Here is a 23,793-nt window from a genome sequence, read left to right as displayed (position 1 = left end):
GCATTTCACTGTAGACAGGCGGCCGGCCCGCTACCACCAGCGGTAGAGGTGATGGACCGGCCCTATGCCCTTGCCGACGTCCAGCCGGTCGGCCGCCGCGAGCGCGCCGGCAAGCCAGGCCTTGGCGTCGGCCACCGTCACCGGCCAGTTTTCGCTCACGGGACGCAAGGCGGCGAGCGCGGCGGACAACGAACAGCCGGTACCGTGACCGTGCCGGGTAGCGATGCGCGGTGCGGCGAAACGCAAGGCGCCCTCTGCACTGACCAGCCAGTCCGCGCTCTCTGCGCTGAGAGCCAGATGCCCGCCCTTCATCAGCACCGCGCGCGCACCCAGCGCGAGCAGGCGTTCGCCCTGACGCAGCATCGCGTCCTCGTCGGCGGCCACCACCTCGCCCAGCAGCGCGGCGGCCTCGGGCAGGTTGGGCGTGATCAGCGACGCGCGCGGCAGCAATTCGTCGCGCAGCGCGGCAACCGCGTCAACGTTCAGCAGCGGATGGCCGCCCTTGGCGATCATCACGGTGTCGAGTACCACATGGCGCGGCGCGTAGTCGTCCAGCACGCGCGCCACCTCGCGCACGATGCCCGCGTTGGCGAGCATGCCGCACTTCACCGCGTCGGCGCCGATATCGGACAGCACCGACTCGCACTGCGCGCGCACGAAGGCGGGGTCGACCGCCTGCACCGCCTGCACACCCAGCGTGTTCTGCGCAGTCAGCGCGGTGATCGCGCTCGTACCGTACGCGCCCAGCGCGCAGAAGGTCTTGAGGTCGGCCTGGATGCCGGCGCCGCCGCCGGAATCGGAGCCGGCGATGGTCAGTACACGTGGAATCATGGCTTTTCCCGGAAATGGTTGAGCAAGGCGCGGGCAGCTGCGGCCGGGTCGGCGGCGCGGCACAGCGCGCCGATCACGGCGACGCCTGCCACGCCGGTTGCGGCGACGGACGCCGCGTTATCAAGGCTAATGCCGCCGATGGCGACGCAGGGTTTGCCCACGGCCGACACCAGCGACGCGAGGCCGGCAAGCCCGACAGGTGGCGCAGCGTCCGGCTTGCTCAAGGTGGCGAACACCGGCCCGACGCCGAGGTAGTCGACTGCGGCGAGCTCGGCCGCCGCCAGTTCGGCCGCGTTGCTCACCGACAGGCCGACGATCGCGTCCGGCCCCAGCAGCGAACGCACCACGCCCGCCGGCAGGTCGGCCTGGCCGACGTGCACGCCGTCGGCGCCGATGGCCAGCGCCACGTCAAGGTGGTCGTTGACGAGCAGCCGCGCGCCACGCGCGTGGCACAGGGTTTTCAAGGCACGCGCGGCGGCCAACCAATCGCGCTTTTTCCAGTCGGGTGCGCGCAACTGCACGACGCCCGCACCGCCTGCAATCGCCGCCTCGCTCACCCTCAGCATGCCCTCGAGCCCGCCGCACTGGCCGGGGTCGAGCACCAGGTAGACGCGGTAGTCGGGCGCGCTCATGCGCACCACCGCTCGGCGAGGTCGGCGCTGGCAAGCGTGCCCAGCTCGTCGAGCAGGGCGACGGCGAAGCTGCCCGGGCCGCGGCTTGCCAGCGCCGCGCGTTCGCCGGCGAGCTTCATCAGCGCGCACACCGCCGCCACCGCGTCCAGCCGCACGGCTCCGCAGCCGCAGGCGGCGGCCACCAGCGCCGAGAGCGCGCAGCCGGTGCCGGTGACCTGCTGCAGGCGCGGCGTACCGCCGGCGATGCCCCGCGCCGACTGCGCGTCCACCAGATAGTCGGTGGCGCCGGTGACCACCACCAGCGCGCCACACTGACGGGCGAGCGCACGCGCGGCCTCAAGCGCGGCGTCGCTTTGGGCGGTGCTGTCGACGCCGCGCCCGGTGCCCGCGCCGCCAGCGAGCGCGATGATTTCGGACGCGTTGCCGCGGATCACCGCGGGAGAGAACGCCAGCAGTTCGCGGCAGAACGCGGTGCGCCAGGCCAACGCCCCCACCGCGACCGGGTCGAGCACCCACGGCGTGCCCGCAGTGCTGGCGGCGCCGACTGCCGCGCGCATCGCGGCTGCCTGCGGGCGGTCCAGCGTGCCGACATTGACGAGCAGCGCCGAGGCGAGCGCCGCGAAGTCGCCGGCTTCTTCTTCGGCGACGACCATGGCGGGGGCGGCGCCGGCGGCGAGCAGCACATTGGCGGTGAAATTGGAAACCACCTGGTTGGTCAGGCAGTGCACCAGCGGCGCGATGGCACGCAGTTCGGCGAGCGCGGTCGCCGCGGCGCGGGCGTCGAAGGCTTGGGCAGGGAGAGTCATCTTGCTTGTCCTCGCGAGCGCAAGGACGGCGCAGTCAGGCCGCGGGGCCTGCCTGTCGACATCCCTACGCTGGCATGATCCAGATCAGGTAATGCGGGTGTATCTCAGCCGCGTGCGCGGCACCCCGTGTCAATAAAGCAGCGCGGCCGATTATGTAGGCGGGCTCCGGGACGGTCAACGCGGCGGGTGCGAAAAAAGGCCCGGCGCGCAGGCCGGGCCAGTATCACACACCCCAAAACCGTTCAGCGGCCGCTATGGTTGCCGGCCGACGCCTCGCCCCCCACAAAGCCGTGCGGCGTGTGCGTATCAAAAAACGCGATCTCGCGCGCGAAGTCGTCCAGCAACAGCCGAGCCATGTCGATCGACATGCCCTGCTTGACGAGGATGCGCTGCACGACCACTTCCTCGGCATTGGCCGGCAGGCTGTACGCCGGCACCAGCCAGCCGCGCGTGCGCAGGCGGTCGGCCAGGTCGTACAAGGTATACGGCAGGGCGCTGCCCGCCTTGACCCGCCAGGCCAGTGCCGGAATGCCCTGTTTGGGGTTGCCGTCGTACAGCATCTCGAACGGCGCAAGCTTCACCAGCTCGCGCGCGAGGAACATCGCCGTGTCGTAGCACGCCTGATGCACGCGGCGGTAACCCTCGCGGCCCAGCCGGAGGAAGTTGTAGTACTGCGCGACGATCTGCCCGGCCGGGCGCGAGAAGTTCAGCGCGAAGGTCGGCATGTCGCCGCCCAGGTAGTTGACGTGGAAGATCAGCCCCTCGGGCAGGTCGGCCGCGTCGCGCCAGACTACCCACCCCGCGCCCAAGGGCGCCAGGCCGAACTTGTGGCCGGAGGTGCTGATCGACTTCACGCGCTCTAGGCGGAAGTCCCACACGACGTCGGGCGCGCAAAACGGCGCGAGCATCGCGCCGCTCGCCCCGTCGACGTGCAGCGCGACGTCGAGGCCGGTGCTGGCCTGCAGGCCATCCAGCGCGGCAGAGAGCGCGGCGACGTCCTCGTACAGGCCGGTGAAGGTCTGGCCGAAGGTTGGCACCACCACGATGGTGTTCTCGTCGACGCGCGCGAGCATATCGCCCGCGTCCATCCGCCAGTGGCCGTCGGCCATCGGCACCTCGCGCAACTCGACGTCCCAGTAGCGCGCGAACTTGTGCCAGCACACCTGCACCGGGCCGCACACCATGTTCGGCTGGTCGGTGGAAAGCCCCTTCGCCTTGCGCACGGCGCGCCAGCGCCACAGCGCGGCCAGCCCGCCCAGCATGCACGCCTCGCTCGAGCCGACGGTCGACGTGCCCAGCGAGCCGGCGGCGTCCGGCGAGTGCCAGAGGTCGGCCAGCATGTGCACGCAGCGGCTTTCCAGCTCGGCGGTCTGCGGGTACTCGTCCTTGTCGATCATGTTCTTGTCGATCGACAGGTCCATCAGCCGGTGGACCTCGTCCTCCTCCCAAGTCTGGCAGAAGGTCGCCAGGTTCTGGCGGGCGTTGCCGTCCAGGTAGAGCTCGTCGTGTACCAGCTGGTAGACCGCGCGCGGCGGCTGTTCGGCCACCGGAAAGCGCTTGCTAGCCGCCACATGGGCGAGCGAGTCGGAACCGAACACGGAATCGTTGCCAAGCGGATGGCTGACGCGATGCAAGGGCATGGAATCTCCTGATGACGGCCCGCCCGGGGCAAGAGCGCGGGCGGCCAATGACGAACAGTCTAGACTGTGAATCTGAAAAACATTTGCGCATACGCCGTATGAATAACCAGTCCATGCACCCGCAACGGACCGTCGCCGCATCGACGCGCAACATCGTCCGGGCGGCGGCGCGGCCAAAGGCCTGCGATGAGTGACACCACCACCCGCCCCCTCACCTGGCTGACGCTCGCGCTGATGAACGTCGCCGCCGTCGCCAGCATCCGCACCCTGCCCGGCATGGCGATGTACGGCCTGGGCTCCATCCTCTTGTTCGTGCTGCCGGCGCTGCTCTTTTTCATCCCGGCCGCGCTGGTGACCGCCGAGCTGGGGTCGACCTGGCGCGGTGGCATCTACGGCTGGGTGCGCCAGGCCTTCGGCGAGCGCGCGGGCTTTGCCGCGAGCTGGCTGATGTGGGTGCAGGCGGCGTTGTTGCTGCCGGTCATCCTCGCCTTCGGTGCCGACACGCTGGCCTACCTGTTCAACCCGGCGCTCGCCGGCAACGGCGCGTTCACCGCCGCCGTCGTCGTGGTGTCGATCTGGCTGATCACGCTGCTGGCCCTGCGCGGCGTCGAAGCGCTCGCCCGGCTCTCCTCGCTGTTCATGCTCATCGGCACCCTGCTGCCGGCGCTGCTGTTAAGCTTTCTTGCCGTGCACGCGCTGTCGGGCGGCATGCCATCAAGCACGCCGCTCAACATGGCCGCGCTGTGGCCGCAGCTTGAAGGCGGCGGCGTGCTCGCCGGCCACGGCAAGGGCGCCGCCTCGCTATGGCAGCATTTCGAGGGCGAACTCGCCTCGCTGGTGCTGATCGTCAGCTGCTTTCTCGCCTACTCGGGCATCGAAGTGAACGCCGTCTACGCGCGCCGCCTCGCCGACCCGGTTGCCGGCATGCGCCGCGCGCTGATCCTGTGCGTGCTCCTGACGCTGTTGATCTTCATCCCGCCGACGCTGGCGATCGCCGCCGCGGTACCCGCGCACGAGATCAGCCTGACCGTCGGCGTGATGCAGGCGTTCGCGGCGGTGCTGACAGGCCCGCTGGCGGCCTGGCTCAAGCCGGTCGGCCTGATGCTGATCGCCGGCGTGTTCGGCTCGATGCTCACCTGGACCGCGGGTTCGGCCAAGGGCCTGCAATACGCGGGGCGTGCCGGCCTGCTGCCGCCGTGGTTCCAGCGCGAGAACCGCGCCGGCATGCCGGCCAACATCATGTGCCTGCAGGCCTTGGTCGTCTCGCTGATTTCCTCGGTCTATGTGCTGATCCCCGACGTCTCCGCCGCGTTCTGGCTGCTCTCGGCACTGGCCGCCCAGCTCTACCTGATCGTCTACCTGCTGATGTTCGCCAGCGCGCTCTACCTGCGCCGCAGCCAGCCGGACGTTACACGCGGCTACCGGCTCGGCCGCCTGCCGCTGATCGCCGGCACCGGCGCCGCCGCGTCGCTGTTCGCGCTGTTGCTGGGCTTCATCCCGCCGGCTAGCGAACACTTCCCGCTGTCCGCCCCCGGCTACGCCGCCTTGCTGTGCAGCCTGCTGGTACTCGCCGCACTGCCGCCCTTCGGGTTTTACGCGCGCAGGAAGTCCACCTGGCAGCTGGCGTCGCCCGCGGAAGCCGCGGCAGAGTACGCGCCGCTGAACCCACCCCGCTGAACCGGTGGCCCGGCCTGCGCATTTGCCACAGGCCGCCGGCCGCGTTAGCCTCGGGGGATGACCGACCTTTTTGCCGCCCGGGAACCCGAAAAGCCGCTGGCCGAAGCCTTGCGGCCCGCCTCGCTCGCCGAGGTGGTCGGCCAGCGCCACCTGATCGGCCCGGGCAAGCCGCTGTCGCTCGCGCTCGAAGCGAACGCGCTGCACTCGATGATCCTGTGGGGGCCGCCGGGCGTCGGCAAGACCACGCTCGCGCGCATCCTCGCCCGCGCCTTCGACGCCGAGTTCATCCCGGTCTCGGCCGTGTTCGCCGGCATCAAGGAGATCCGCGAGGCGATCGAGCGCGCGCATGTCGCGCTAGCCACCTCCGGCCGGCGCACCGTGCTGTTCGTCGACGAAGTGCACCGCTTCAACAAGGCGCAACAGGACGCCTTCCTGCCCTTTGTCGAGTCGGGGCTACTCACCTTCATCGGCGCGACCACCGAGAACCCCTCGTTCGAGGTCAACCGCGCGCTGCTCTCGCGCGCGCAGGTCTACGTGCTCGAACCCCTGAGCGAGGCCGAGCTTGGCGAGCTGTTCGAGCGCGCGCGCGCAGCCGGCGCGCTCGAAGGCCTGGAGTTTTCAGAAGATGCGCGCGCGATGCTGGCCGGCTACGCCGACGGTGATGCGCGCCGCTACCTGAACCTCGTCGAGCAGGCGCGCGCCGCCGCGCGCGCGCGCGCCGTGACACAGGTTGACGCGGCCTTTTTGGGAGAGGTGCTGACGCTGAACGCGCGGCGCTTCGACAAGGGCGGCGACGCCTTCTACGACCAGATCTCGGCGCTGCACAAGTCGGTGCGCGGCTCCAACCCCGACGCCGCGCTCTATTGGCTCACCCGCATGCTCGACGGTGGCGCCGACCCCAAGTACCTCGCCCGCCGGCTGATCCGCATGGCGTGGGAGGATATTGGCCTCGCCGATCCGCGCGCCATGCAGATCGCCAACGATGCGGCGACCACCTTCGAGCGGCTGGGCAGCCCCGAGGGCGAGCTCGCGCTGGCACAGGCGGCGATCTATCTGGCCGTCGCCGCCAAGAGCAACGCCGGCTACAAGGCGTATAATGCCGCCCGTGCCTTCGTGAAGCAGGACGCGTCGCGCCCGGTGCCTGTGCACCTGCGCAACGCGCCGACCCGCCTGATGAAGGAGCTGGGCTACGGCCGCGAATACCGCTACGCCCACGACGAACCGAACGCCTACGCCGCCGGCGAGCATTACTTCCCCGACGGGATGGACGCGCCCGGCTGGTACCAGCCGGTGCCGCGCGGGCTGGAAATCAAGATTGCCGACAAACTCGCGCGATTGCGCGAACTCGACGAACAAGCCAAGAAACAGGACGAACTCTAATGCTGGACATCCAACTACTGCGCAACGATATCGATGCGGTCGCCGCCCGTCTGGCCGGCCGCGGCTACACGCTGGACACCGAAGCGTTCACCGCCCTCGAGGCCGAACGCAAGGCCCTGCAGACCCGCATGCAGGAGCTGCAGTCCCGCCGCAACAGCGCGTCCAAACAGATCGGCATCGCCAAGCGCAACGGCGAAGACGTCTCGGCGATCATGGCCGAAGTGGCCAACCTGGGCGACGAACTGAAAGACAGCGAAGCCGCGTTCGAGGCGGTACAGGGCAAGCTCGACGCGTGGCTGATGAGCATCCCCAACCTGCCGCACGAATCGGTGCCGGCGGGGGCGGACGAGACCGGCAACGTCGAAGTGCGCCGCGTCGGCGTGCCGCGCAGCTTCGACTTCGAGGTGAAAGACCACGTCGACGTCGGCGCGCCGCTGGGGCTCGACTTTGACACCGGCGCCAAGCTCTCCGGCGCGCGCTTTACCGTGCTCAAGGGCGACATCGCCAAGCTGCACCGCGCGCTCGCCCAGTTCATGCTCGACACCCACACCGGCGAGCACGGCTACACCGAGCACTACACCCCGTACATCGTCAACGACAGCGCGCTCTACGGCACCGGCCAGCTGCCGAAGTTCGCCGAAGACATGTTCAAGGTCACCAAGGGCGGCGAGGAAGGCACGGTCGACCAGTACCTGATCTCGACCTCCGAGATCACGCTGACCAATACCGTCGCCGGCGAGATCCTCAAGGCCGACGAGCTGCCGAAGAAGATGACCGCGCACTCGCCGTGCTTCCGCTCTGAAGCCGGCAGCTACGGCCGCGACACCCGCGGCCTGATCCGCCAGCACCAGTTCGACAAGGTCGAGATGGTGCGCATCGAGAAGCCGGAAGACTCGTACGCCGCGCTGGAAGAAATGGTCGGCCACGCCGAGAACATCCTCAAGGCGCTCGAGCTGCCCTACCGCGTGATCACGCTGTGCACCGGCGACATGGGCTTTGGCGCGGCCAAGACCTACGACCTCGAGGTATGGCTGCCGGCGCAAAACACCTACCGCGAGATCTCCAGCTGCTCGAACTGCGAGGCGTTCCAGGCGCGCCGCATGATGGCCCGCTACAAGGACGAGGCCGGCAAGAACCAGCTGGTGCACACGCTGAACGGCTCCGGCCTCGCGGTCGGCCGCACGCTGGTCGCGGTGCTGGAGAACTACCAGAACGCCGACGGCTCGGTGACCATCCCCGCCGTGTTGCGCCCGTACATGGGCGGCAAGGACAGGATCGGCGGCTAAACCGCCCTGCCCCACGCAAACACCCGGCCTGTGCGCCGGGTGTTTTCTTGTCAGCCGCGCCGCGCGCCCGGCCGGCTGACCCACCACGCGGCGGCGACGATCAGCGCGCCGCCCAGCCAACCCTGTGCGGACAAGGGCTCGCCCAGCCACAGCACCGCGACCAGCGCCCCCCATAGCGGCTCGCTGCCGGTGAGCAGCGCGACGCGCGAGGCGGAGGTACGGGACGCCGCGTAGTTCTGCGCGAAAAAGGCGAACAGCGTGCACAGCACCACCAGGAAGGCCAGCGCCGCCCAGAACGGCCAGCTCACCGGCAAGGCCGGCCAGTCGGTGCCGAACTGCCCCGCCATCAGCAGCGCGCTGCCTGCAGTCATCACCCCCATCTGCACCGCCGTCATCGTCAGCGCCGGCCAGCCGTGCCGGCCGCCGTGGCGCCGGGTCAGGCACACCATCAGGGCACGCAGCAAGGCCGCCGCCACCATCAGCGCGTCGCCGACGCCCGGCAGGCGCAGCCCGTCTCCCTGCGCGAACGCCAAGAGCAAGGCGCCCAGCACCGACACCAGCGCCGCCGCCAGCACGGACGCGACGGGGCGCTCGCCCAGCAGCCACCATTCGCACAAGGGGGTGAAGGCGACGCACAGGCTGACCAGGAAGGCCGCGTTGGCGGCCGAAGTCTGCGCGACGCCCCAGCTCTCGCACGCGAAGATCGCCAGCAGGTTGGCCCCGAGCAGCAAGGCGCCGCCGGCCGCGGCCGCGCTCCAGTGCCGGGCCAGCGCGCCGAGGGCGGGCAGCAGCAACAAGAAGGTCAGCCCGAAGCGCAGCAGCAACAGTTGCGCGACGGATATCTCGGCCACGGCGACCTTGACGACGCTGTAACTCGCCCCCCAGATCAGCGCGACGCCGAGCAGCAAGCCTTCAACCCGGCCAAACGGCAGGCGCGCCGCAACGCCGCTACCCAGCCGGTAGCCCATGCCCGGCGCGCGCCTCATGCCGGTCTCCCGGCATGGCCCATCCGCGCGGCGTGCCACGCAATGCAAAAGGTATAATCTGGCCGACCGCTATCCATAGCGGCGCGGTGGAACAAGGCGGGGCGGGTCGTCATCGCGTGTCCTTTTCAAGCGGGGGAATGCCGCGATCTTGGGCGCGCGCCGGCGCGCCGACTAGGCGGTGGCCGCGAACAGGAGTGTTGCACGGTGGGAACAGACAGTTTTCTGGAAGTGATGCACGAGCTCGCAGCCTTCGTGCGCGTCGCCGACGCCGGTAGCTTCTCGGCGGCGGCGCGCGCGTGCGGGCAGACCCCGTCGGCCTTGAGCCGCCAGCTCACGCGGCTGGAGCGCGCGCTGGGCGTCACCCTGCTCCGCCGCAACACCCGCAGCCTGACGCTGACCGACGCCGGCGCCGAGGTGCTCGCCCACGGCAGGCAGATGGTCGCCGCCGCACAGGCGTCGCTAGCCGTCGCCGCCGGACACCACAGCGCCCCAGCCGGGCGCTTGCGCCTGAGCGCGCCCAAGGCGTTCGCGCGCCATGTGCTGGACGCGCCGCTGCTCGCCTTCCTGCACGCCTACCCCGACGTCGACGTCGAACTGATGGTCACCGACCGGCCGGTCGATTTGATCCGCGAACACATCGACGTCGCAATCCGCCTGACCGACGAGCCGCCGCCGGGCGTCGTCGCCCGCGCGCTGTTCCCGGTGCGCCAGCTGCTGCTGGCAAGCCAAGCTTACCTTGCACGCCACGCGCCGATCGACACCCCGCACGCGCTGGGCGCGCATAGCTGCCTGACCATAGGCGAGGCGCCGGGCGACCGGCTATGGCGCTTTACCAAGGGGGAGACCCAGGTCTCCGTGACGGTCGGCGGCCGCTTCGCGGCCAACCATAGCGAGATGCGCCTCTCGGCGATCGAGGCGGGGCTGGGCGTCGGCTGCGTGCCGGACTTCGTCGCGCGCGACGCGCTCGCCGGCGGACGCGTCGTGCGCGTGCTGGATAACTGGCAGTTCGACACCAACTACCAGGGCACCGCCTACCTGCTCTACGCGCGCGACCGCCACAGCGGCGCCGCGCTGCGCGCGCTGCTGGCGCACCTGAGCGCAACTCTTAAAGACGACAACAACAGCCCGCACACCCCGTACCGACCAGCCAGCGGCAGGACCATCTGACGCCAGAGCGCCAAATCCATGACATTTAAATGGTTTTTGAGTTTACTATATGTGAATTAATACCCAAATTGGATTCAACCATGCGCACACCCAATCCGTTTGCCCGCGCGCTGACCCTGATCGGCGCGTCGGCCATCCTGTTGTTGCTGTGTTTTGTCGCCTTGATCATGGCGGGCGACCGGCTGGAAAACGCGTATCGCCAGCAGCACCAGTCCTACCTGCTCGCCGACGAATTCCGCCAGGCGTCGGACGATTTGACGCGCACCGCGCGCAGCTACGTGGTCACCGGTGATGTGCGCTTCAAGAACGAATACCAGACGATCGCCGACATCCTCGACGGCAAGGCGCCGCGGCCGCAACAGCCCGAACGTATCTACTGGCCGTTCATCGAGGCCGGCGGCGGCAAGCCGCGACCGGACGGGCCGGCAGCGCCGTTACTCGACCTGATGAAGCAGGCGGGCTTCAGCGCCGAGGAACTGGCCAAGCTTGACGAAGCGAAGAAGGCGTCCGACGCGCTGATCAAGCTGGAAGAGGAAGCGATGCAGCTGGCCGCCGGCGGCCCGGAAGAGCAGGCGCGCGCACGCGAGCTGGTACACGGACACGCCTACCACGCCGAAGTCGCCCGCATCATGCAGCCGGTCGACGCCTTCTTCGAATTGCTCAAGACGCGTTCGGACGCTGCCGTCGAACAGGCCGCCGCCATCGAACAGGGCTTGAGCGTGCTGACCGCCGTGCTGGCCGCCCTGCTGTTCACCGCACTGTGGTACGCCAAGCGCACGCTGGACCGGCAGATCGGCGGCTCGGTCGACCTTGCACACCGCGCGATCGGCGCGTTTGCCGGCGGCGACTTCTCGCAGGCGGTACCCTACCGGGGCGAACAGAGCATCCTCGGCCAACTGGAATCGATGCGCCGTGCGCTGTCTGGCACGCTGCAAGCGATCCGAGCACAAAGCACGGAGGTCGCCGACGCCGCCGAACGGATGAACGAGGCGGCGCGCGCCGTCGAGGCAAGTTCCGCCAAGCAGGCCGACGCGGCCGGCAGCATGGAGAGCGGCATGCAGCAAGTGTCGGCCAGCATCAACGAAGTGGCCCGTTCGGCCGGCCGGGTCGACGAGCAAAGCCGCAAGACGCGCGAAGTATCCGAACATGGCGCCGACATCATCGCGTCGACCGTCGCCGAGATCGAGAATATCGCGCGTGCGGTCGAAACCGCGGCCAGCTCGGTCGATGAATTGGGCCGCAAGGGCAGCGAAATCGTCCATATCGTCCAAGTCATCAAGGACGTCGCCGACCAGACCAACCTCTTGGCACTCAACGCGGCCATCGAGGCGGCACGGGCCGGCGAACAGGGCCGCGGCTTCGCGGTAGTCGCCGACGAAGTGAGGAAACTGGCCGAGCGCAGCGCGCTGGCGGCCCAGGACATCGCCAGCCGCATCGACGAGATCGGCCGCGGCACGCAAAACTCGGTGGAAGACATGCAGCAAGTCAGCACCAGGGTCGCCACCGGCGTCCAGCTCGCCCGCGAAGCGGGCGAATCGATGCAGACGATCCGCACGCACTCGATCGAGCTGGCCGGGGAGACCGCGCAGATCGCCCGCGCGATCGAAGAGCATGTCGGCGCCAACGCCCATATCGACGGCCATGTCCAGCATATCGGCGTGATCGCGGAGGAAAACCGGCACAGCGCCGGCGACGCGGCCGACGTGGCCGGCCGGATGAGCACACTCGCCGAAACGATGAATGCCCGCCTCACGCACTTCACGGTTTGATGGCCGGTCAGTCCTCTGGCAAAGGGTCCTGCGCTTGAGCAGGCTCGGCGCGCGCAGCCTGCAGGCGATGCACGACGCCGGCGCGCATACGCTGGCGCATAGCAAGGCCAGCGGCGTGCTCTACGGCCTGCCCGCTGCGGCCGTCACGCTGGGCGCAGTCGATCGCCTCCAGCGTGCTGGCTCAGCCCAGATACACCCGCCGCGCACGCTTGACGTTGCACAGCACTTCATAAGCGATGGTGCCCGCGTGCGCGGCGACCTCCCCCACCTGCACCGTATTGCCCCACAGCTCGACCTCGCTGCCCAGCCCGGCGCCGGGCAGGTCGGTCAAATCGACCGTCAGCATGTCCATCGACACCCGGCCGATCACCCGGCTGCGCACGCCGTCCACCGCGAGCGGGCTGCCGGTTGAAGCCAAGCGCGGGTAGCCGTCGGCGTAGCCGCAGGCGATAAGCCCGACCCTCGTCGGCCGCGTCGCGACGAAGTTGTCGCCGTAGCCCAGCGGCTCACCCGCGGCGATCTCGCGCACGCCGAACACCCGGCTCTTGAGCGTCATCACCGGGCGCAGCGCGGGCCACGGCCCCGCCGGCAAGGGGTTGGCGCCATACAGCATGATCCCCGGCCGCGACCACGCGCGGCGCGTCGCCGGGTGCGCGATTAGCGCGGCCGAGTTGGCGAGGCTCTCCTCGCCCGGCAGCTCGCGGCAGACGCTGTCGAACAGCTCGGCCTGCGCGTGCGTCATCGGCACGGCCGGCTCGTCGGCGCGCGCGAAGTGGCTCATCTTGACGATGTCGGCCACCTTGCCGCTGGCGGACAGGCGCTGATACGCACGCGCGTAAGCCTCGGGCGCGAAGCCCGCGCGGTGCATGCCCGAATCCATCTTCAGCCACACCGTCAGCGGTGCGGGAATGGACGCCGCCTCCAGCATCGCCAGCTGCGGCTCGCCCTGCACCACGCACCACAGGTTCTGCTCGGCACAGAGGGTGTACTCGTCGGCGTCGAACACGCCTTCGAGCAGCAGGATGGGCGCCGCAACGCCCGCCGCGCGCAATTCGAGCGCCTCCTCGATGCAGGCAACCGCGAAGCCGTCGGCCAGCCCCGACAACGCCTCGGCACACGCCACGGCACCGTGGCCGTAGGCGTTGGCCTTGACCACTGCCAACGCACGGGAGCCGGCAAGCGACTTGGCCAGACGGTAGTTGTCGCGCAGCGCGGCAAGATCAATTTCGGCGACGAGCGGACGCATCGCTTACGCCCCGGCCAATGCGACGCGGCCGCCGGCGATCTGCGCGGTGGCCTGCCCGTAACGCGCAATCGACAGGCCGTCGGCGCTGATCTCCGGGCGGGTGCCGGTGATCAGGTCGGCGAGCAACTTGCCCGAGCCCGCGCACATGGTCCAGCCCAGCGTGCCGTGGCCGGTGTTGAGCGACAGGTTGCTAAGGCGCGTCGCGCCGATGATGGGCGTGCCGTCCGGCGTCATCGGGCGCAGCCCGGTCCAGAAGCTGGCGGCCGGCACGTCGCCGGCACCCGGGTAGAGGTCGGACACCACCATTTCCAGCGTCGCGCGCCGCTTGGGGTTGAGTTCGAGATTGAAGCCCGACAGTTCGGCCATGCCGCCGACGCGGATGCGGTTGTCGAAGCGTGTGATGGCGATCTTGTAGGTTTCGTCGAGCACGGTCGACACCGGCGCGCGCGTCTCGTCGACGATCGGCACCGTCAGCGAGTAGCCCTTGACCGGGTAGACCGGCACGTCGATGCCGACCGTCGCGAGCAACTGGCGCGAGTAGCTGCCCAGCGCCAGCACGTAGTGGTCGGCCTCGTAGCGGTTGCCGCCGGCCACCACCGCGCGCACGCGGCCGTTCGCCTCCTCGATGCGCTCGATCGGCGCGCCGAACACGAAGCGCACGCCGGCCTTCTCGCACAGGCGGGCCAATTCGGTGGTGAAGAGCTGGCAGTCGCCGGTCTCGTCGTTCGGCAGCTGCAGGCCACCGGTGAGCTTGTGCTTGACCGCGGCGAGCGCCGGCTCGACGCTCGCGAGGCTATCGCGGTCGTGCACGCGGTAGGCGACGCCACACTCTTCCAGCACCTCGATGTCCTTGCCCATCGCGTCGACTTGCGCCTGCGAGCGGAACAGCTGCAGCGTGCCGCCCTGGCGGCCTTCGTAGGCGATGCCGGTCTCGGCGCGCATCTCGCGGATCTTGTCGCGGCTATATTCGGCCAGGCGCATCATGCGCGACTTGTTGACGTTGTACGCGCGCGGGTTGCAGTTGGCGAGCATCGCGGCCATCCAGCGCCACTGGAACAGGCTGCCGTCCGGACGGATCGCCAGCGGCGCGTGTTCCTGGAACAGCCACTTGGCGGCCTTCAACGGGATGCCGGGCGCGGCCCACGGCGCGGCGTAGCCGGGCGAGATCTGCCCGGCGTTGCCGAAACTGGTCTCCAGCGCGACGCCGTCCTGGCGTTCGATCACCGTCACCTCGCAGCCGGCCTTGGCCAGATACCATGCGGTCGACACGCCGATCACGCCACCGCCCAACACGACTACTTTCATGCTTGCTCCCCGTTCTTGCGACAGATTCACGTTCAGTGATTTGGCGTAGTATATTGATGGCATACCAGTTTTTTTCACCAAACATTGGCAACTGCAAAGCGGGTTTCGCCAAAACTAACGCGTTAAACAGTGAAACATGGACAAGTCAGGCACGCTGGACAAGACCGACCGCAAGATCCTGCGCGAGTTGCAGGCCAACGGGCGCATCACCATGACCGAACTGGCCGACAAGGTGGGCCTGTCGACCACCCCCTGTACCGAGCGGGTACGCCGCCTCGAACGCGAGGGCGTGATCGAGGGCTATTACGCGCGGCTCAACCCGCAGGCGCTGGGCGCGGGGCTTCTGGTGTTCGTCGAGATACGCCTCTCCAGCAAGTCGGGCGACCTCTTCGAGGCGTTCCGCCGCGAGGTGCAGAAGATCCCGGCCATCCTCGACTGCCACCTGGTGTCCGGCGACTTCGACTACCTGATCAAGGCGCGCATCAGCGACATGTCGCAGTACCGCAAGCTATTGGGCGACATCCTACTCAAGCTGCCGGCGGCCAACGAGTCGAAAAGCTATGTGGTGATGGAAGAAGTGAAGGAAACGCTGCTGCTGCCGCTCACCTGAGCTCCACGACGGTGCACGGCGAACGCATCACGCACCGTTTTCGTGCGCCAAGGCGCGCACCAGTGCCGTGCACCGCGCATTCGGCGTGCACCATGCGCTGGCATCCAATTTGCATTAGGCACCCCACACAACAACAAGGGAGTGCGCCAAATGAGTGCCGACAATACCTTATTCCTGCTGCTGGGCGCTGTGATGATCCTCGCCATGCACGCAGGCTTCGCGTTCCTGGAGGTCGGCACCGTGCGCCGCAAGAACCAGGTCAACGCGCTCTCCAAGATCATCACCGACTTCGCCGTCTCCGCGCTCGCCTACTTCTTCGTCGGCTACACGCTCGCCTACGGCGTGGACTTCTTCTCCGACGCGCACGCGCTCGCCGCCAACCACGGCGAGGCGCTGATGAAGTTCTTCTTCCTGCTGACCTTCGCCGCGGCCATCCCCGCCATCGTCTCCGGCGGCATCGCCGAGCGCGCGCGCTTTCACCCGCAGACCATCGCCACCGCGCTGATCGTCGGCTTCGTCTACCCGCTGTTCGAGGGCATCGCGTGGAACGGACGCTTCGGCGTGCAGGACTGGCTGACGCATACCTTCGGCGCACCGTTCCACGACTTCGCAGGCTCGGTGGTGGTGCACGCGGTCGGCGGCTGGATCGCGCTGGCCGCCGTGCTGCTGTTGGGGCCGCGCCGCGGCCGCTACAGCAAGGAAGGCCGCGTCGCCGCGCACCCGCCCTCGTCCATTCCGTTTCTCGCGCTGGGCGCGTGGATCCTGATCGTCGGCTGGTTCGGCTTCAACGTGATGAGCGCGCAAAAGCTGGAAGGCATCTCGGGGCTGGTCGCCGTCAACTCGCTGATGGCGATGGTCGGCGGTACGCTCGCCGCGATGTGGCTGGGCAAGGATGACCCCGGTTTCATCCACAACGGCCCGCTGGCCGGGCTGGTCGCCGTGTGCGCCGGCTCCGACCTGATGCACCCGGTGGGCGCGCTGGCGGTCGGCGCCATCGCCGGCGCCCTGTTCGTCTGGCTGTTCACGCTGACGCAGAACCGCTGGAAGATCGACGACGTGCTGGGCGTGTGGCCGCTGCACGGCCTGTGCGGGGTATGGGGCGGGCTCGCCGCCGGGGTGTTCGGCCAAGAGGCGCTGGGCGGCACCGGCGGCGTCAGCCTCGCCTCGCAGCTGGTCGGCACTGCCCTTGGCGTCGCCATCGCGTTTGCCGGCGGGCTGCTGGTTTACGGCGTGCTGAAGGCAACGATGGGCCTGCGGCTGACCGAAGAAGAAGAATTCATCGGCGCCGACCTCGCCATCCACAAGATCAGCGCGAGCCCCGAGCGCGAGACCAACTGGTAAGCCCTACCGCCGGCAGCGCCGGGCCGCGGCCGCTGTCGGCCTGGGGCGCTGTCCGCAAAAAGCCCTGCTTGCTGCGCAAGCAGGGCTTTTTGGCGGTTCCGGACGGATGATCCCGCCCCTGCACGGGCCTTCTTACACCGACAGATAGGACGACTGCTTGAGGCAGCGCGCGAATTCGGCGAGGAAACTGCCGCGCTCGGCGACGTCGAGCACCGAAAGCTTCTGCCGGTAGCGGGTCAACAGTTCGTCCGGCGCCAGGTGCACGTAGCGCAGCATGTCTTCGACCGTATCGTGCCCTTCCACGCCGGCGATCTCCAGCTGGCCACCGGTGTACTGCCAGACGTTGACCGAGTCGGTGTCGCCGAACAGGTTGTGCATGTCGCCCAGGATCTCCTGGTAGGCGCCAACCAGGAACACCGCGAGCAAATAGGGCTCGCCCGCGCGCACTTCGTGCACCGCCATGCTGGTCTCGATGCTCTGCCCGTCGACGTACTGGCGCACCTTTCCGTCGGAGTCGCAGGTCAAATCCTGCAGCACCGCGCGGCGGGTCGGCGCCTCGTCCAGCCTGTGGATCGGCATGATCGGCAGCACCTGGTCGATCGCCCAGGTGTCGGGCAGGCTCTGGAACACCGAGAAGTTGCAGAAGTACTTGTCGGCGAGGCGCTCGGTCAAGTCGTCGAAGGCCTGGCGCTGGCTGCGCGCGCCGGCGGACAAGGCCTGCCGCAGGCGGCGGCACAGCGCAGCGTGCGCCTGCTCGGCCAGCGCCTTCTCGGCGAGGCCCAGCCGCCCCTCGTTGTAGAGCTCGGAAACGTCGGCGAGGTAATGGCAGGCACGGTAGTAGGTCTCGGTGACCATCTCGGCGTCGGCGAGCTCGCCCATCTCCAGGAGCTTCCTGGTCGGCGCGGCAAGCTGCGAGAGCTCGGACGCCGCCGGCTGCGGCTGCGTCTCGGGCAGGCGTTCGACGTCGGTGACGTTCATCACCAGCACCGCGTGGTGCGCGGTGAGCGCGCGGCCGGACTCGGAGAACAGCTCGGGCTCGGGCAGGCCGTTGGCGGCGCAGAATTCGCCGACCATGCCGACCACCGTCTGCGCGTACTCGGCCAGATCGTAGTTGATCGAGCTGTCGTTGCGCGAGCGGGTGCCGTCGTAGTCGACACCGAGGCCGCCGCCGACGTCGACCACGCCGATCGGCAGGCCGAGTGCGCGCAGCTCGCCGTAGTAGCGGATCGCCTCGCGGAAACCGCGCCGGTAGTCCTCGAGGTGGGCGATCTGCGAACCCATGTGAAAGTGCATGAGCAAGACGCAGTCGTCCAGATTCGCCGCACGCAACTGCGCGGCCACGGCGATCAGCTGCGAGGCGGACAGGCCGAACTTGGCCTTGTCGCCGCCGGTGTCCGCCCACTTGCCGCCGACACTGGACAGGCGCACGCGCAGGCCGATGTTCGGGCGCACCTTGAGGCGTGCAGCCTCCTCGATCAACAGCGCGACCTCGGACTCCTTCTCGATCACGATGAACACGCGGTGGCCGAGCTTCTGCCCGATCAGCGCCAGGCGCATGAAGTCGCGGTCCTTGTAGCCGTTGCACACGATGGTGCCGCCCGCGGGAGACAGCGCGAGCACCGCCATCAGTTCGGGCTTGGACCCTGCCTCGAGGCCGACGCGGGCGCCCTTGGCCGCGATCAGGCTTTTGACCACCGCCTCTTGCTGGTTGACCTTGATCGGGTAGATCGCGGTGTACGCGCCCTGGTAACCCACGTCGGCAATCGCCGTATCGAACGCACCGCACAACCGACGTGCACGGTCCTGCAGGATGTCGGGAAAACGCAGCAACAGCGGCAACTCGAGGTTCTTCAGTTTCAGCCGCTGCAAGAGGGCGTGGAGGTCGACTTCGCCGTGTGCGTTGGGCCGCACGCAGACGTTGCCGTTGTCGCCGATGTCGAAGTAGCCGTCGCCCCAGTGGCGGATGCCGTACAGGCTCAGGCTGTCTTGGATGTTCCAGGTCATCGATGTGCCCCTAGGGGAACCCGCGCAGAAAGCACGCCGGAGCGCCGGCCGCAGGCCGGCACCCGGGCACGCCCGTCACCGCGAAGCTCCCCGCATTGATAAATGAAGGGAACGCTCCTTAGTGCGCGGCTTTCGGGCGCAATCGCTTGATGTGGGCCTGGGATGTCGGAGCAGCAAACCGGGCCTGATAGCCCGATGGGGGCGGATTCTAGCAAGCACGCGCACAATGACAAGCGCGAAAATTTGGCTGTAAAAATTATTGAACAGCATGACAAACAAGCAGCGCGCCAGCGGCCGGCCAAAAAGGAAAAGGCGGGGAATCCCCGCCTTGTACCGTTCAAAATCCTCTACACCCGGGCGACACTTGTTGCGCGTTCACCACAGCCAGCGCCAACCTGCCTCCAGCCTGGCCTGCTGCTGCCCGCTACCCCAGCTGCCGCCAACCAGGCCGTACCAGCCGCCCCAGCGGGTGTCCTTGGCGAGCCCCGCCTGCAGCTGCCAGGTGGTGGCCGGTCCCGCCGCCGGCAGGTAGACGTCGGGCGCGGTGAGCGCCAGCGCCGGGTCGCTGCCGAAGCGGTGGCTCACCCCGGGGCGCAGCCACACCCTCGCGTCGTCGGCCAGCGCATGCTCGACGCGCACGCCGGCACCGCCGTACCAGTGCGCGGTGTCCTGGTAACGGCCCTTGATGCTGTCGTCGACCAGGTCCCAATTGAGGCGCGCGTAGCTCGCGTTCAGCTGCGGCAGCACGCGCCAGCCCTCGCGCGGCTCGAACGCCTTGCCCGCCGCCAGGTGCAGCGCCCAGATCGTCGCGTGCAGGGTGTTGAAGTAGCGGTCCTCGGTCGAGACCTTGGCCCGCTCGCGCCCGCCCAGCGCGATGCCGCGCGCGAACCAGCCGTCCTGTTCGAACTGGCCGTACACGCCGGCCTGCAGGCTGTCCAGGTGGATGTCCGAGGTGGCGCGCGACGGAATCACCTTGCCCTCGCCGTTGACGTCGATCCAGCCGCGATTCCACGCGGCAAACACCCCGGCGCGCCAGCGTCCGGTGTCCCGCCACACGCCGCCCTGGTCGGCGCCCGCGGTCAGCGACACGCCGTGCCCCTCGAACGAGAAACCGTAGCGCGCGTCCTGCTGCAGGTGAAAGCCGTCGGTCTTCAGCCAGACGTCGCGGTACACGCCCGGCGCCGTGTCCAGCCTTTGCCCGAGCGACATCAGGTTGCCGCGCACGATCTGTTCCGAGACTGCGGGCAAGGTGCCGTAGGCGGGAATTTCCGGCAACAGGCGTGCGGGTTTGAGCGGCTTGGACGGCTCGGGCGCCGGGGTGGGCGGCTCGGGGATCGGCGGAGTCACCGGCGCGGCCGGCGACTCGAGCAGCCACTCGTCGCCCGCGCGCACCATCTGCCACACGTAGGGGCTGCCTTTCAGGCGCACGTCGTAGGGGTTGTTCGCACCGACCGGGTTGGCGGCGACGAAGTCGGCGCTGCCCGAGGCGATCCTGGCGAACTCGATCTTCTCGCCCAGGCGGCCCGGCGTGCCGTCGTTGGCGAAGACGACGCGGGTGGTGCCGCTGCCCGCGCCGTCTACGGTCAGCAAAGTGGCGGTTTCGCTGCCGGCCGACACATTGTCCTGCAGCACGCCGCCCAAGCCCGCGTAGTCGCCGGTGACCGTCAGCGGCGCGGACAAGGCGAGCACCCCCGCGTTGCCTAGGTTCCCGCTGACGGTGGCCGCCTGCGGCACCGCGAGCGTGCCGGACACCGAAAGCGTGCCGCCGCCGGCGAGCGCCAAATTGCCGGCGAGCCCCAGCGTGCCGCCGCTGTTGACACGGATCGCCGACCAGTTCTGCAAGTCGAGTACGCCGGAGGTAGCCGGGCCGGTCTGCGCGCGGATGCTGGTGCCGGAGAGCACCACCAGCGTGTTGGCGCCCGTGCTGTCGGTCAGCGGCCCCCAGGCCGACAAGTCGGCCTGGCCGATGCCGACCTGGTTGCCGCTGCCGGCTACCGACAAGCTACCGGCTACCTGCCCGCCTTGCAGCACCAGCCGGTTGTCGTCGCCGCTGATGCGGGTCTGCCCGGCCAGGGTGCCGCTATTGAGTTGCAAGCGCCCGCCGTTGCCGGCGAGCGTTGCGTTATCCAGTGTGCCACCGGCAACCAGCGCCGCGCCGCCAGTCTCTATCGTCACGTCCTGCGCGAGGCCGCCGGCGGACACCGTCAAACGCCCCCCAGAGAGCAAGGTGGTGTCCCGTGAGACGCCGCCGTTCTCCACGAACTGGCTGGCCGAGCTCAGCGAGTTACCGGTGGCCAAGCCCCCACTATTGATCTGCTGGCTACCACCCGCAAAGGTATTGCCGCTGGCGACGCCGCCTGCGTAGACAAACTGGCGCCCGCCGTTGATCTGGTTGGTACTGGCACTGCCGTAGATGATCTGGTCGCCGCCACGGCTCACCGTGGTCGAGGTTGCCACCCCGCCCGCCTCGACGCGCTGGCTGCCCGAGACGACCGTTGTACTGGTCGCCGAGCCGCCGGCGTACACGTCCTGCAAGCCGCCGTTGACGGTGGTGAGCACCGCGCTGCCGCCGGCACTGACGTACTGGCGGCCGCCTTGCTGGATCACGCTCGCGCTGGCCACGCCCTGCACCGTCTGGTCGCTGCCGCTGTTCACTTCGGTCAGCAGCGCGGTGCCGCCGGCGAGGATGTTCTGGAAACTCGCGTTGAGGATGGTCTGGTTGGCCTGGCCGCCGGAGAGGATGGTCTGGGTGCTGCCGCCGTTGAGCGTGGTGTTCAGCACCTGGCCGCCGCCGACCGACTGCGACCCGCCCGAGTTGACCGTGGTGTCGAACGCCTCGCCCGACAGCATGATCTGCGCGCCGCCGTTGACGACGGTGGCGCTGACCACCCCCTGCACGTTCTGCACGCCGGAGACACCGACCGTGGCCTGTCCTGCCGAGCCGCCGGCCGAGACGTTCTGCGTGCCGTTCACTACCTGCGTCGCGCTGGCGTAGCCGCCGGACGACACCACCTGCTGGCCGCCCGAGGCCAGCGTCGTCGAGGTGGCGGTTCCGCCCGCGCTCACGTTCTGCGTGCCGCCGTTGACCACATTGTCGATCGCCTGCCCGCCGACATTCTGCGTTGCCCCGGCGCTCACGGTAGTCTGCCGCGCGGTGCCCGCGCCAATGATGTCTTGCGTGGCCCCGGACAACAGCACCGTCACGCCCGCGGACCCTGCCAGGACTTGCTGCAAGCCACCGGACGACACGGTGGTTTGGGAGGCGATGCCGCCGGCGACGGTCTGGATGGCGCCTGCGTCCACCGTCGTCTGGCTGGCGCTGCCGCCAGCGGCCACGCCCTGGCCTGCACCCTGGCCAAGCAGCGTGGTCGACACCGCCACCCCGCCCGCACTAACCCGCTGCGAACCACTGGACAGGACGGTGCTGCTGACGGCGCGTCCACCATAGACATTCTGGACACCAAAAACATTGGTCGTGCTGGCGACGCCACCGGTGTAAACATACTGGGTACCCTTCATGCCCGTCCCGCTAGCCACCCCGCCCGAGTAGACATTCTGCACGCCGGCACCGAAGGTGGCGCTGGTTGCCCCGCCTGCCGACACGTTCTGCGTACCGTCGACCTCGACGCGGATGGCGACCCCACCCGCGACGACGTCCTGCGTCGCCCCCAGTACCACCTTCCCGCCACTGACCACGCCGGACACCGTGTCAGCGAGCGCCGGCCACGACAGCGGCAGTCCCAGCAGCAGGCACAGCAATCTCGACCAGACAGGTGCGCGGCCAAAGGTGCGCACGCCGAAACGTAAACATTGGGTACGGTACTTCATCGGTCATTCTCCCTTGCTTGTTCCGCACGCGGCGGCACGCGGGCGATGGTGTCGGTCACCTGCTCGGCGGTGATCAGCCGCGTGCATTCGAACTGCCGCTCGCTGCCCCGATGGCGCGGACACCAGAAGAAGTCGGCGTGGTCGAAGCGGTGGCGCGGGTCGTTCCAGCAGCTGTTGCACGCGTGCGGGTTGAACACCCGGTACGGGGTGAAGAATTCGTTGGTCGGGTGGGTGAAGCCGCTGATCATCACGACCGGCGTGCCGACTGACCACGCGAGCCACGACAGTCCGCTGGAGAGGCCGACGAACAGTTCGGCATGCATAAGCTGCCGCGCGCGCTCGGCCAGCGGCACCTCGCCGGTAAAGTCCTCGGCGCCGTTGGGCAGTTGCGTCCAGGTCAGGCCGTGGCCATGGCAAGGCTTCTGGTCGATGCACAGCACGCGCAGGCCGCGTGCCTTGAGCGCGCGCACCACGGAAAGCCAGCCTTGCGGGTTGTTCCAGTACTTGCACTGGGTGGTGCTTTGCACGGCGATGCACGCGTAGGGCTCGGCAATCGGCCGCCCGGGCGGGCAATCGATGCAGGCGGGGGTGTCGGACGGGTCGACGCCCAGGATGTAGCCGGCGGTGCGCGCAAGCCCGACCAGCCTGAAGTCGGCGGGCTGCCACGCGCTTTCATCATCGTCGAAGAAGAGGCCGAGGTAGTAGGTCGCGTAAAACTCGGCCGGGTCGACTTCGTCGGGTGCCAGGAAGCGGATTTCGGGGTAGCGCTCGGCAAACAGCGGGATCAGTACCGGCGACATCGAACAGGTGAGCCGGCAACCGTGTTGCCGCGCGAAACGGTCGGCGTACGGGAACCAGGCGAGCACGTCGCCCAGCGTGCCGACCGGGCACTGCACCAGCACCTCGCGCCCACAGAGCGACAGGGTGTGGTCGAACACCGGCTCGCCGTTTAGCCACGCCTCGACGCGGAAGGGCACATAGTACTTCTTGCCGCTGGAGACAAAACCACCCTCTAAGGTCGTCTCGAACAGGGTGTTGTGGGTGGCAACGTCCGACAGGCGTACCCGCCAGTTGCCCGGCGGCAGGCTCAGCCTCGCGCCCAGGTTGAAGTCGTAGCGCAGCCCGCAGGGCCCCGCGCAGACCGGCGCCGGCGCCGGATCGATCAGGCCGCAGGCGACGCCGCTACCCTGCTGGATTGCTGCCATCCGTCCCCCCGCAATGCAAAGGGCCGTCGCCGGCCCGATGCATACGGTTTAGGACGGATCGGCAGTATTGCCAGCCGTCG

The 23,793-nt window shown here is 68.8% G+C and carries 17 protein-coding genes, 1 pseudogene and 1 riboswitch; of the genes and pseudogenes, 8 read left to right on the top strand and 10 right to left on the bottom strand.

What is annotated here, in order from left to right; all coding sequences use genetic code 11:
* Positions 1-30 precede the first annotated feature (30 nt).
* From thiD to gad, 4 genes are all read right to left on the bottom strand, one after another.
* Positions 31-831 (bottom strand): bifunctional hydroxymethylpyrimidine kinase/phosphomethylpyrimidine kinase, encoded by an 801-nt coding sequence (gene thiD / locus GZH52_RS09655; protein WP_163316264.1) that lies wholly within the window; start codon positions 829-831, stop codon positions 31-33.
* Positions 828-1,463: a thiamine phosphate synthase gene (gene thiE, locus GZH52_RS09650; protein ID WP_163316263.1), complete on the bottom strand. Its 636-nt coding sequence runs from the start codon at positions 1,461-1,463 to the stop codon at positions 828-830. Before thiE ends, thiD begins: the two co-directional genes overlap by 4 nt.
* Entirely contained in the window at positions 1,460-2,269 is an 810-nt protein-coding gene (thiM, locus tag GZH52_RS09645; RefSeq protein WP_163316262.1) for a hydroxyethylthiazole kinase, read from the bottom strand. The genes thiE and thiM overlap by 4 nt, the downstream gene beginning before the upstream one ends.
* Positions 2,270-2,313: 44 nt before the next feature.
* A riboswitch (TPP riboswitch) is annotated at positions 2,314-2,406 on the bottom strand.
* Positions 2,407-2,511: 105 nt separating this feature from the next.
* Positions 2,512-3,909 (bottom strand): glutamate decarboxylase, encoded by a 1,398-nt coding sequence (gene gad, locus GZH52_RS09640; RefSeq protein WP_163316261.1) that lies wholly within the window; start codon positions 3,907-3,909, stop codon positions 2,512-2,514.
* Positions 3,910-4,095: 186 nt separating this feature from the next.
* On the opposite strand from gad, the gene GZH52_RS09635 reads away from it, so the two are divergent.
* Genes GZH52_RS09635 through serS form a run of 3 tightly spaced genes read left to right on the top strand, consistent with a single transcriptional unit; the run spans position 4,096 to position 8,252 of the window.
* Positions 4,096-5,586, top strand: coding sequence for an APC family permease (locus GZH52_RS09635; protein WP_163316260.1), 1,491 nt, complete (start codon positions 4,096-4,098; stop codon positions 5,584-5,586).
* 57 nt (positions 5,587-5,643) lie between these two features.
* Entirely contained in the window at positions 5,644-6,966 is a 1,323-nt protein-coding gene (locus tag GZH52_RS09630) for a replication-associated recombination protein A (protein WP_163316259.1), read from the top strand.
* The gene (serS, locus tag GZH52_RS09625) at positions 6,966-8,252 is read left to right on the top strand and encodes a serine--tRNA ligase (RefSeq protein ID WP_163316258.1); all 1,287 of its coding nucleotides are present in this window, start codon (positions 6,966-6,968) and stop codon (positions 8,250-8,252) included. The genes GZH52_RS09630 and serS overlap by 1 nt, the downstream gene beginning before the upstream one ends.
* Before the next feature lie 50 nt (positions 8,253-8,302).
* Here serS and GZH52_RS09620 read toward each other — a convergent pair whose 3' ends face one another.
* Positions 8,303-9,238, bottom strand: a complete 936-nt coding sequence (locus GZH52_RS09620) for a DMT family transporter (RefSeq protein ID WP_203525696.1) — start codon at positions 9,236-9,238, stop codon at positions 8,303-8,305.
* A 231-nt stretch (positions 9,239-9,469) separates the two neighbouring features.
* On the opposite strand from GZH52_RS09620, the gene GZH52_RS09615 reads away from it, so the two are divergent.
* From GZH52_RS09615 to GZH52_RS17170, 3 genes and pseudogenes are all read left to right on the top strand, one after another.
* On the top strand, positions 9,470-10,405 hold the full coding sequence (locus tag GZH52_RS09615; protein ID WP_163316342.1) for a LysR family transcriptional regulator: 936 nt from the start codon (positions 9,470-9,472) through the stop codon (positions 10,403-10,405).
* A gap of 80 nt (positions 10,406-10,485) precedes the next feature.
* Entirely contained in the window at positions 10,486-12,174 is a 1,689-nt protein-coding gene (locus GZH52_RS09610) for a methyl-accepting chemotaxis protein (RefSeq protein ID WP_163316257.1), read from the top strand.
* Positions 12,146-12,328 (top strand): annotated as a pseudogene (locus GZH52_RS17170) (hypothetical protein); the annotation flags it as partial. The gene GZH52_RS09610 and the pseudogene GZH52_RS17170, both read left to right, overlap by 29 nt.
* Before the next feature lie 27 nt (positions 12,329-12,355).
* Here the strand turns inward: GZH52_RS17170 and alr are convergent.
* Both alr and GZH52_RS09595 read right to left on the bottom strand, forming a co-directional pair.
* Positions 12,356-13,420, bottom strand: coding sequence for an alanine racemase (gene alr, locus GZH52_RS09600; RefSeq protein ID WP_163316256.1), 1,065 nt, complete (start codon positions 13,418-13,420; stop codon positions 12,356-12,358).
* Between the two features lie 3 nt (positions 13,421-13,423).
* A complete protein-coding gene (locus tag GZH52_RS09595) occupies positions 13,424-14,725 on the bottom strand; it encodes a D-amino acid dehydrogenase (protein WP_239058083.1) in 1,302 nt (433 codons plus the stop codon).
* Between the two features lie 136 nt (positions 14,726-14,861).
* Here GZH52_RS09595 and GZH52_RS09590 point away from each other — a divergent pair, with 136 nt between their 5' ends.
* Both GZH52_RS09590 and GZH52_RS09585 read left to right on the top strand, forming a co-directional pair.
* Complete coding sequence (locus GZH52_RS09590; RefSeq protein WP_163316254.1) at positions 14,862-15,335, top strand: Lrp/AsnC ligand binding domain-containing protein; 474 nt, start codon at positions 14,862-14,864, stop codon at positions 15,333-15,335.
* Positions 15,336-15,485: 150 nt separating this feature from the next.
* The gene (locus GZH52_RS09585) at positions 15,486-16,676 is read left to right on the top strand and encodes an ammonium transporter (RefSeq protein WP_163316253.1); all 1,191 of its coding nucleotides are present in this window, start codon (positions 15,486-15,488) and stop codon (positions 16,674-16,676) included.
* Positions 16,677-16,808: 132 nt separating this feature from the next.
* On the opposite strand, the gene speA is transcribed toward GZH52_RS09585, so the two are convergent.
* The 3 genes from speA to GZH52_RS09570 form a co-directional block, all read right to left on the bottom strand.
* Positions 16,809-18,680, bottom strand: coding sequence for an arginine decarboxylase (gene speA, locus GZH52_RS09580; RefSeq protein WP_163316252.1), 1,872 nt, complete (start codon positions 18,678-18,680; stop codon positions 16,809-16,811).
* 375 nt (positions 18,681-19,055) lie between these two features.
* The gene (locus tag GZH52_RS09575; RefSeq protein WP_163316251.1) at positions 19,056-22,508 is read right to left on the bottom strand and encodes an AIDA repeat-containing protein; all 3,453 of its coding nucleotides are present in this window, start codon (positions 22,506-22,508) and stop codon (positions 19,056-19,058) included.
* A complete protein-coding gene (locus GZH52_RS09570; protein WP_163316250.1) occupies positions 22,505-23,713 on the bottom strand; it encodes an autotransporter strand-loop-strand O-heptosyltransferase in 1,209 nt (402 codons plus the stop codon). The genes GZH52_RS09575 and GZH52_RS09570 overlap by 4 nt, the downstream gene beginning before the upstream one ends.
* Between the last annotated feature and the right edge of the window lie 80 nt (positions 23,714-23,793).

It is taken from the genome of Crenobacter caeni, from assembly GCF_010435965.1.
GTDB classification, from domain to species: domain Bacteria; phylum Pseudomonadota; class Gammaproteobacteria; order Burkholderiales; family Chromobacteriaceae; genus Craterilacuibacter; species Craterilacuibacter caeni.
The sequence above is the reverse complement of the archived record's forward strand: the minus strand, read 5'-3'. Positions and strand labels throughout refer to the sequence as shown.

What these genes read in the sequence shown, in the direction of transcription:
- thiD (WP_163316264.1), bottom strand. Translation starts at nt 831, where the DNA reads ATGATTCCACGTGTACTGACCATCGCCGGCTCCGATTCCGGCGGCGGC.
- thiE (WP_163316263.1), bottom strand. Translation starts at nt 1,463, where the DNA reads ATGAGCGCGCCCGACTACCGCGTCTACCTGGTGCTCGACCCCGGCCAG.
- thiM (WP_163316262.1), bottom strand. Translation starts at nt 2,269, where the DNA reads ATGACTCTCCCTGCCCAAGCCTTCGACGCCCGCGCCGCGGCGACCGCG.
- gad (WP_163316261.1), bottom strand. Translation starts at nt 3,909, where the DNA reads ATGCCCTTGCATCGCGTCAGCCATCCGCTTGGCAACGATTCCGTGTTC.
- GZH52_RS09635 (WP_163316260.1), top strand. Translation starts at nt 4,096, where the DNA reads ATGAGTGACACCACCACCCGCCCCCTCACCTGGCTGACGCTCGCGCTG.
- GZH52_RS09630 (WP_163316259.1), top strand. Translation starts at nt 5,644, where the DNA reads ATGACCGACCTTTTTGCCGCCCGGGAACCCGAAAAGCCGCTGGCCGAA.
- serS (WP_163316258.1), top strand. Translation starts at nt 6,966, where the DNA reads ATGCTGGACATCCAACTACTGCGCAACGATATCGATGCGGTCGCCGCC.
- GZH52_RS09620 (WP_203525696.1), bottom strand. Translation starts at nt 9,238, where the DNA reads ATGAGGCGCGCGCCGGGCATGGGCTACCGGCTGGGTAGCGGCGTTGCG.
- GZH52_RS09615 (WP_163316342.1), top strand. Translation starts at nt 9,470, where the DNA reads ATGCACGAGCTCGCAGCCTTCGTGCGCGTCGCCGACGCCGGTAGCTTC.
- GZH52_RS09610 (WP_163316257.1), top strand. Translation starts at nt 10,486, where the DNA reads ATGCGCACACCCAATCCGTTTGCCCGCGCGCTGACCCTGATCGGCGCG.
- alr (WP_163316256.1), bottom strand. Translation starts at nt 13,420, where the DNA reads ATGCGTCCGCTCGTCGCCGAAATTGATCTTGCCGCGCTGCGCGACAAC.
- GZH52_RS09595 (WP_239058083.1), bottom strand. Translation starts at nt 14,725, where the DNA reads ATGAAAGTAGTCGTGTTGGGCGGTGGCGTGATCGGCGTGTCGACCGCA.
- GZH52_RS09590 (WP_163316254.1), top strand. Translation starts at nt 14,862, where the DNA reads ATGGACAAGTCAGGCACGCTGGACAAGACCGACCGCAAGATCCTGCGC.
- GZH52_RS09585 (WP_163316253.1), top strand. Translation starts at nt 15,486, where the DNA reads ATGAGTGCCGACAATACCTTATTCCTGCTGCTGGGCGCTGTGATGATC.
- speA (WP_163316252.1), bottom strand. Translation starts at nt 18,680, where the DNA reads ATGACCTGGAACATCCAAGACAGCCTGAGCCTGTACGGCATCCGCCAC.
- GZH52_RS09575 (WP_163316251.1), bottom strand. Translation starts at nt 22,508, where the DNA reads ATGAAGTACCGTACCCAATGTTTACGTTTCGGCGTGCGCACCTTTGGC.
- GZH52_RS09570 (WP_163316250.1), bottom strand. Translation starts at nt 23,713, where the DNA reads ATGGCAGCAATCCAGCAGGGTAGCGGCGTCGCCTGCGGCCTGATCGAT.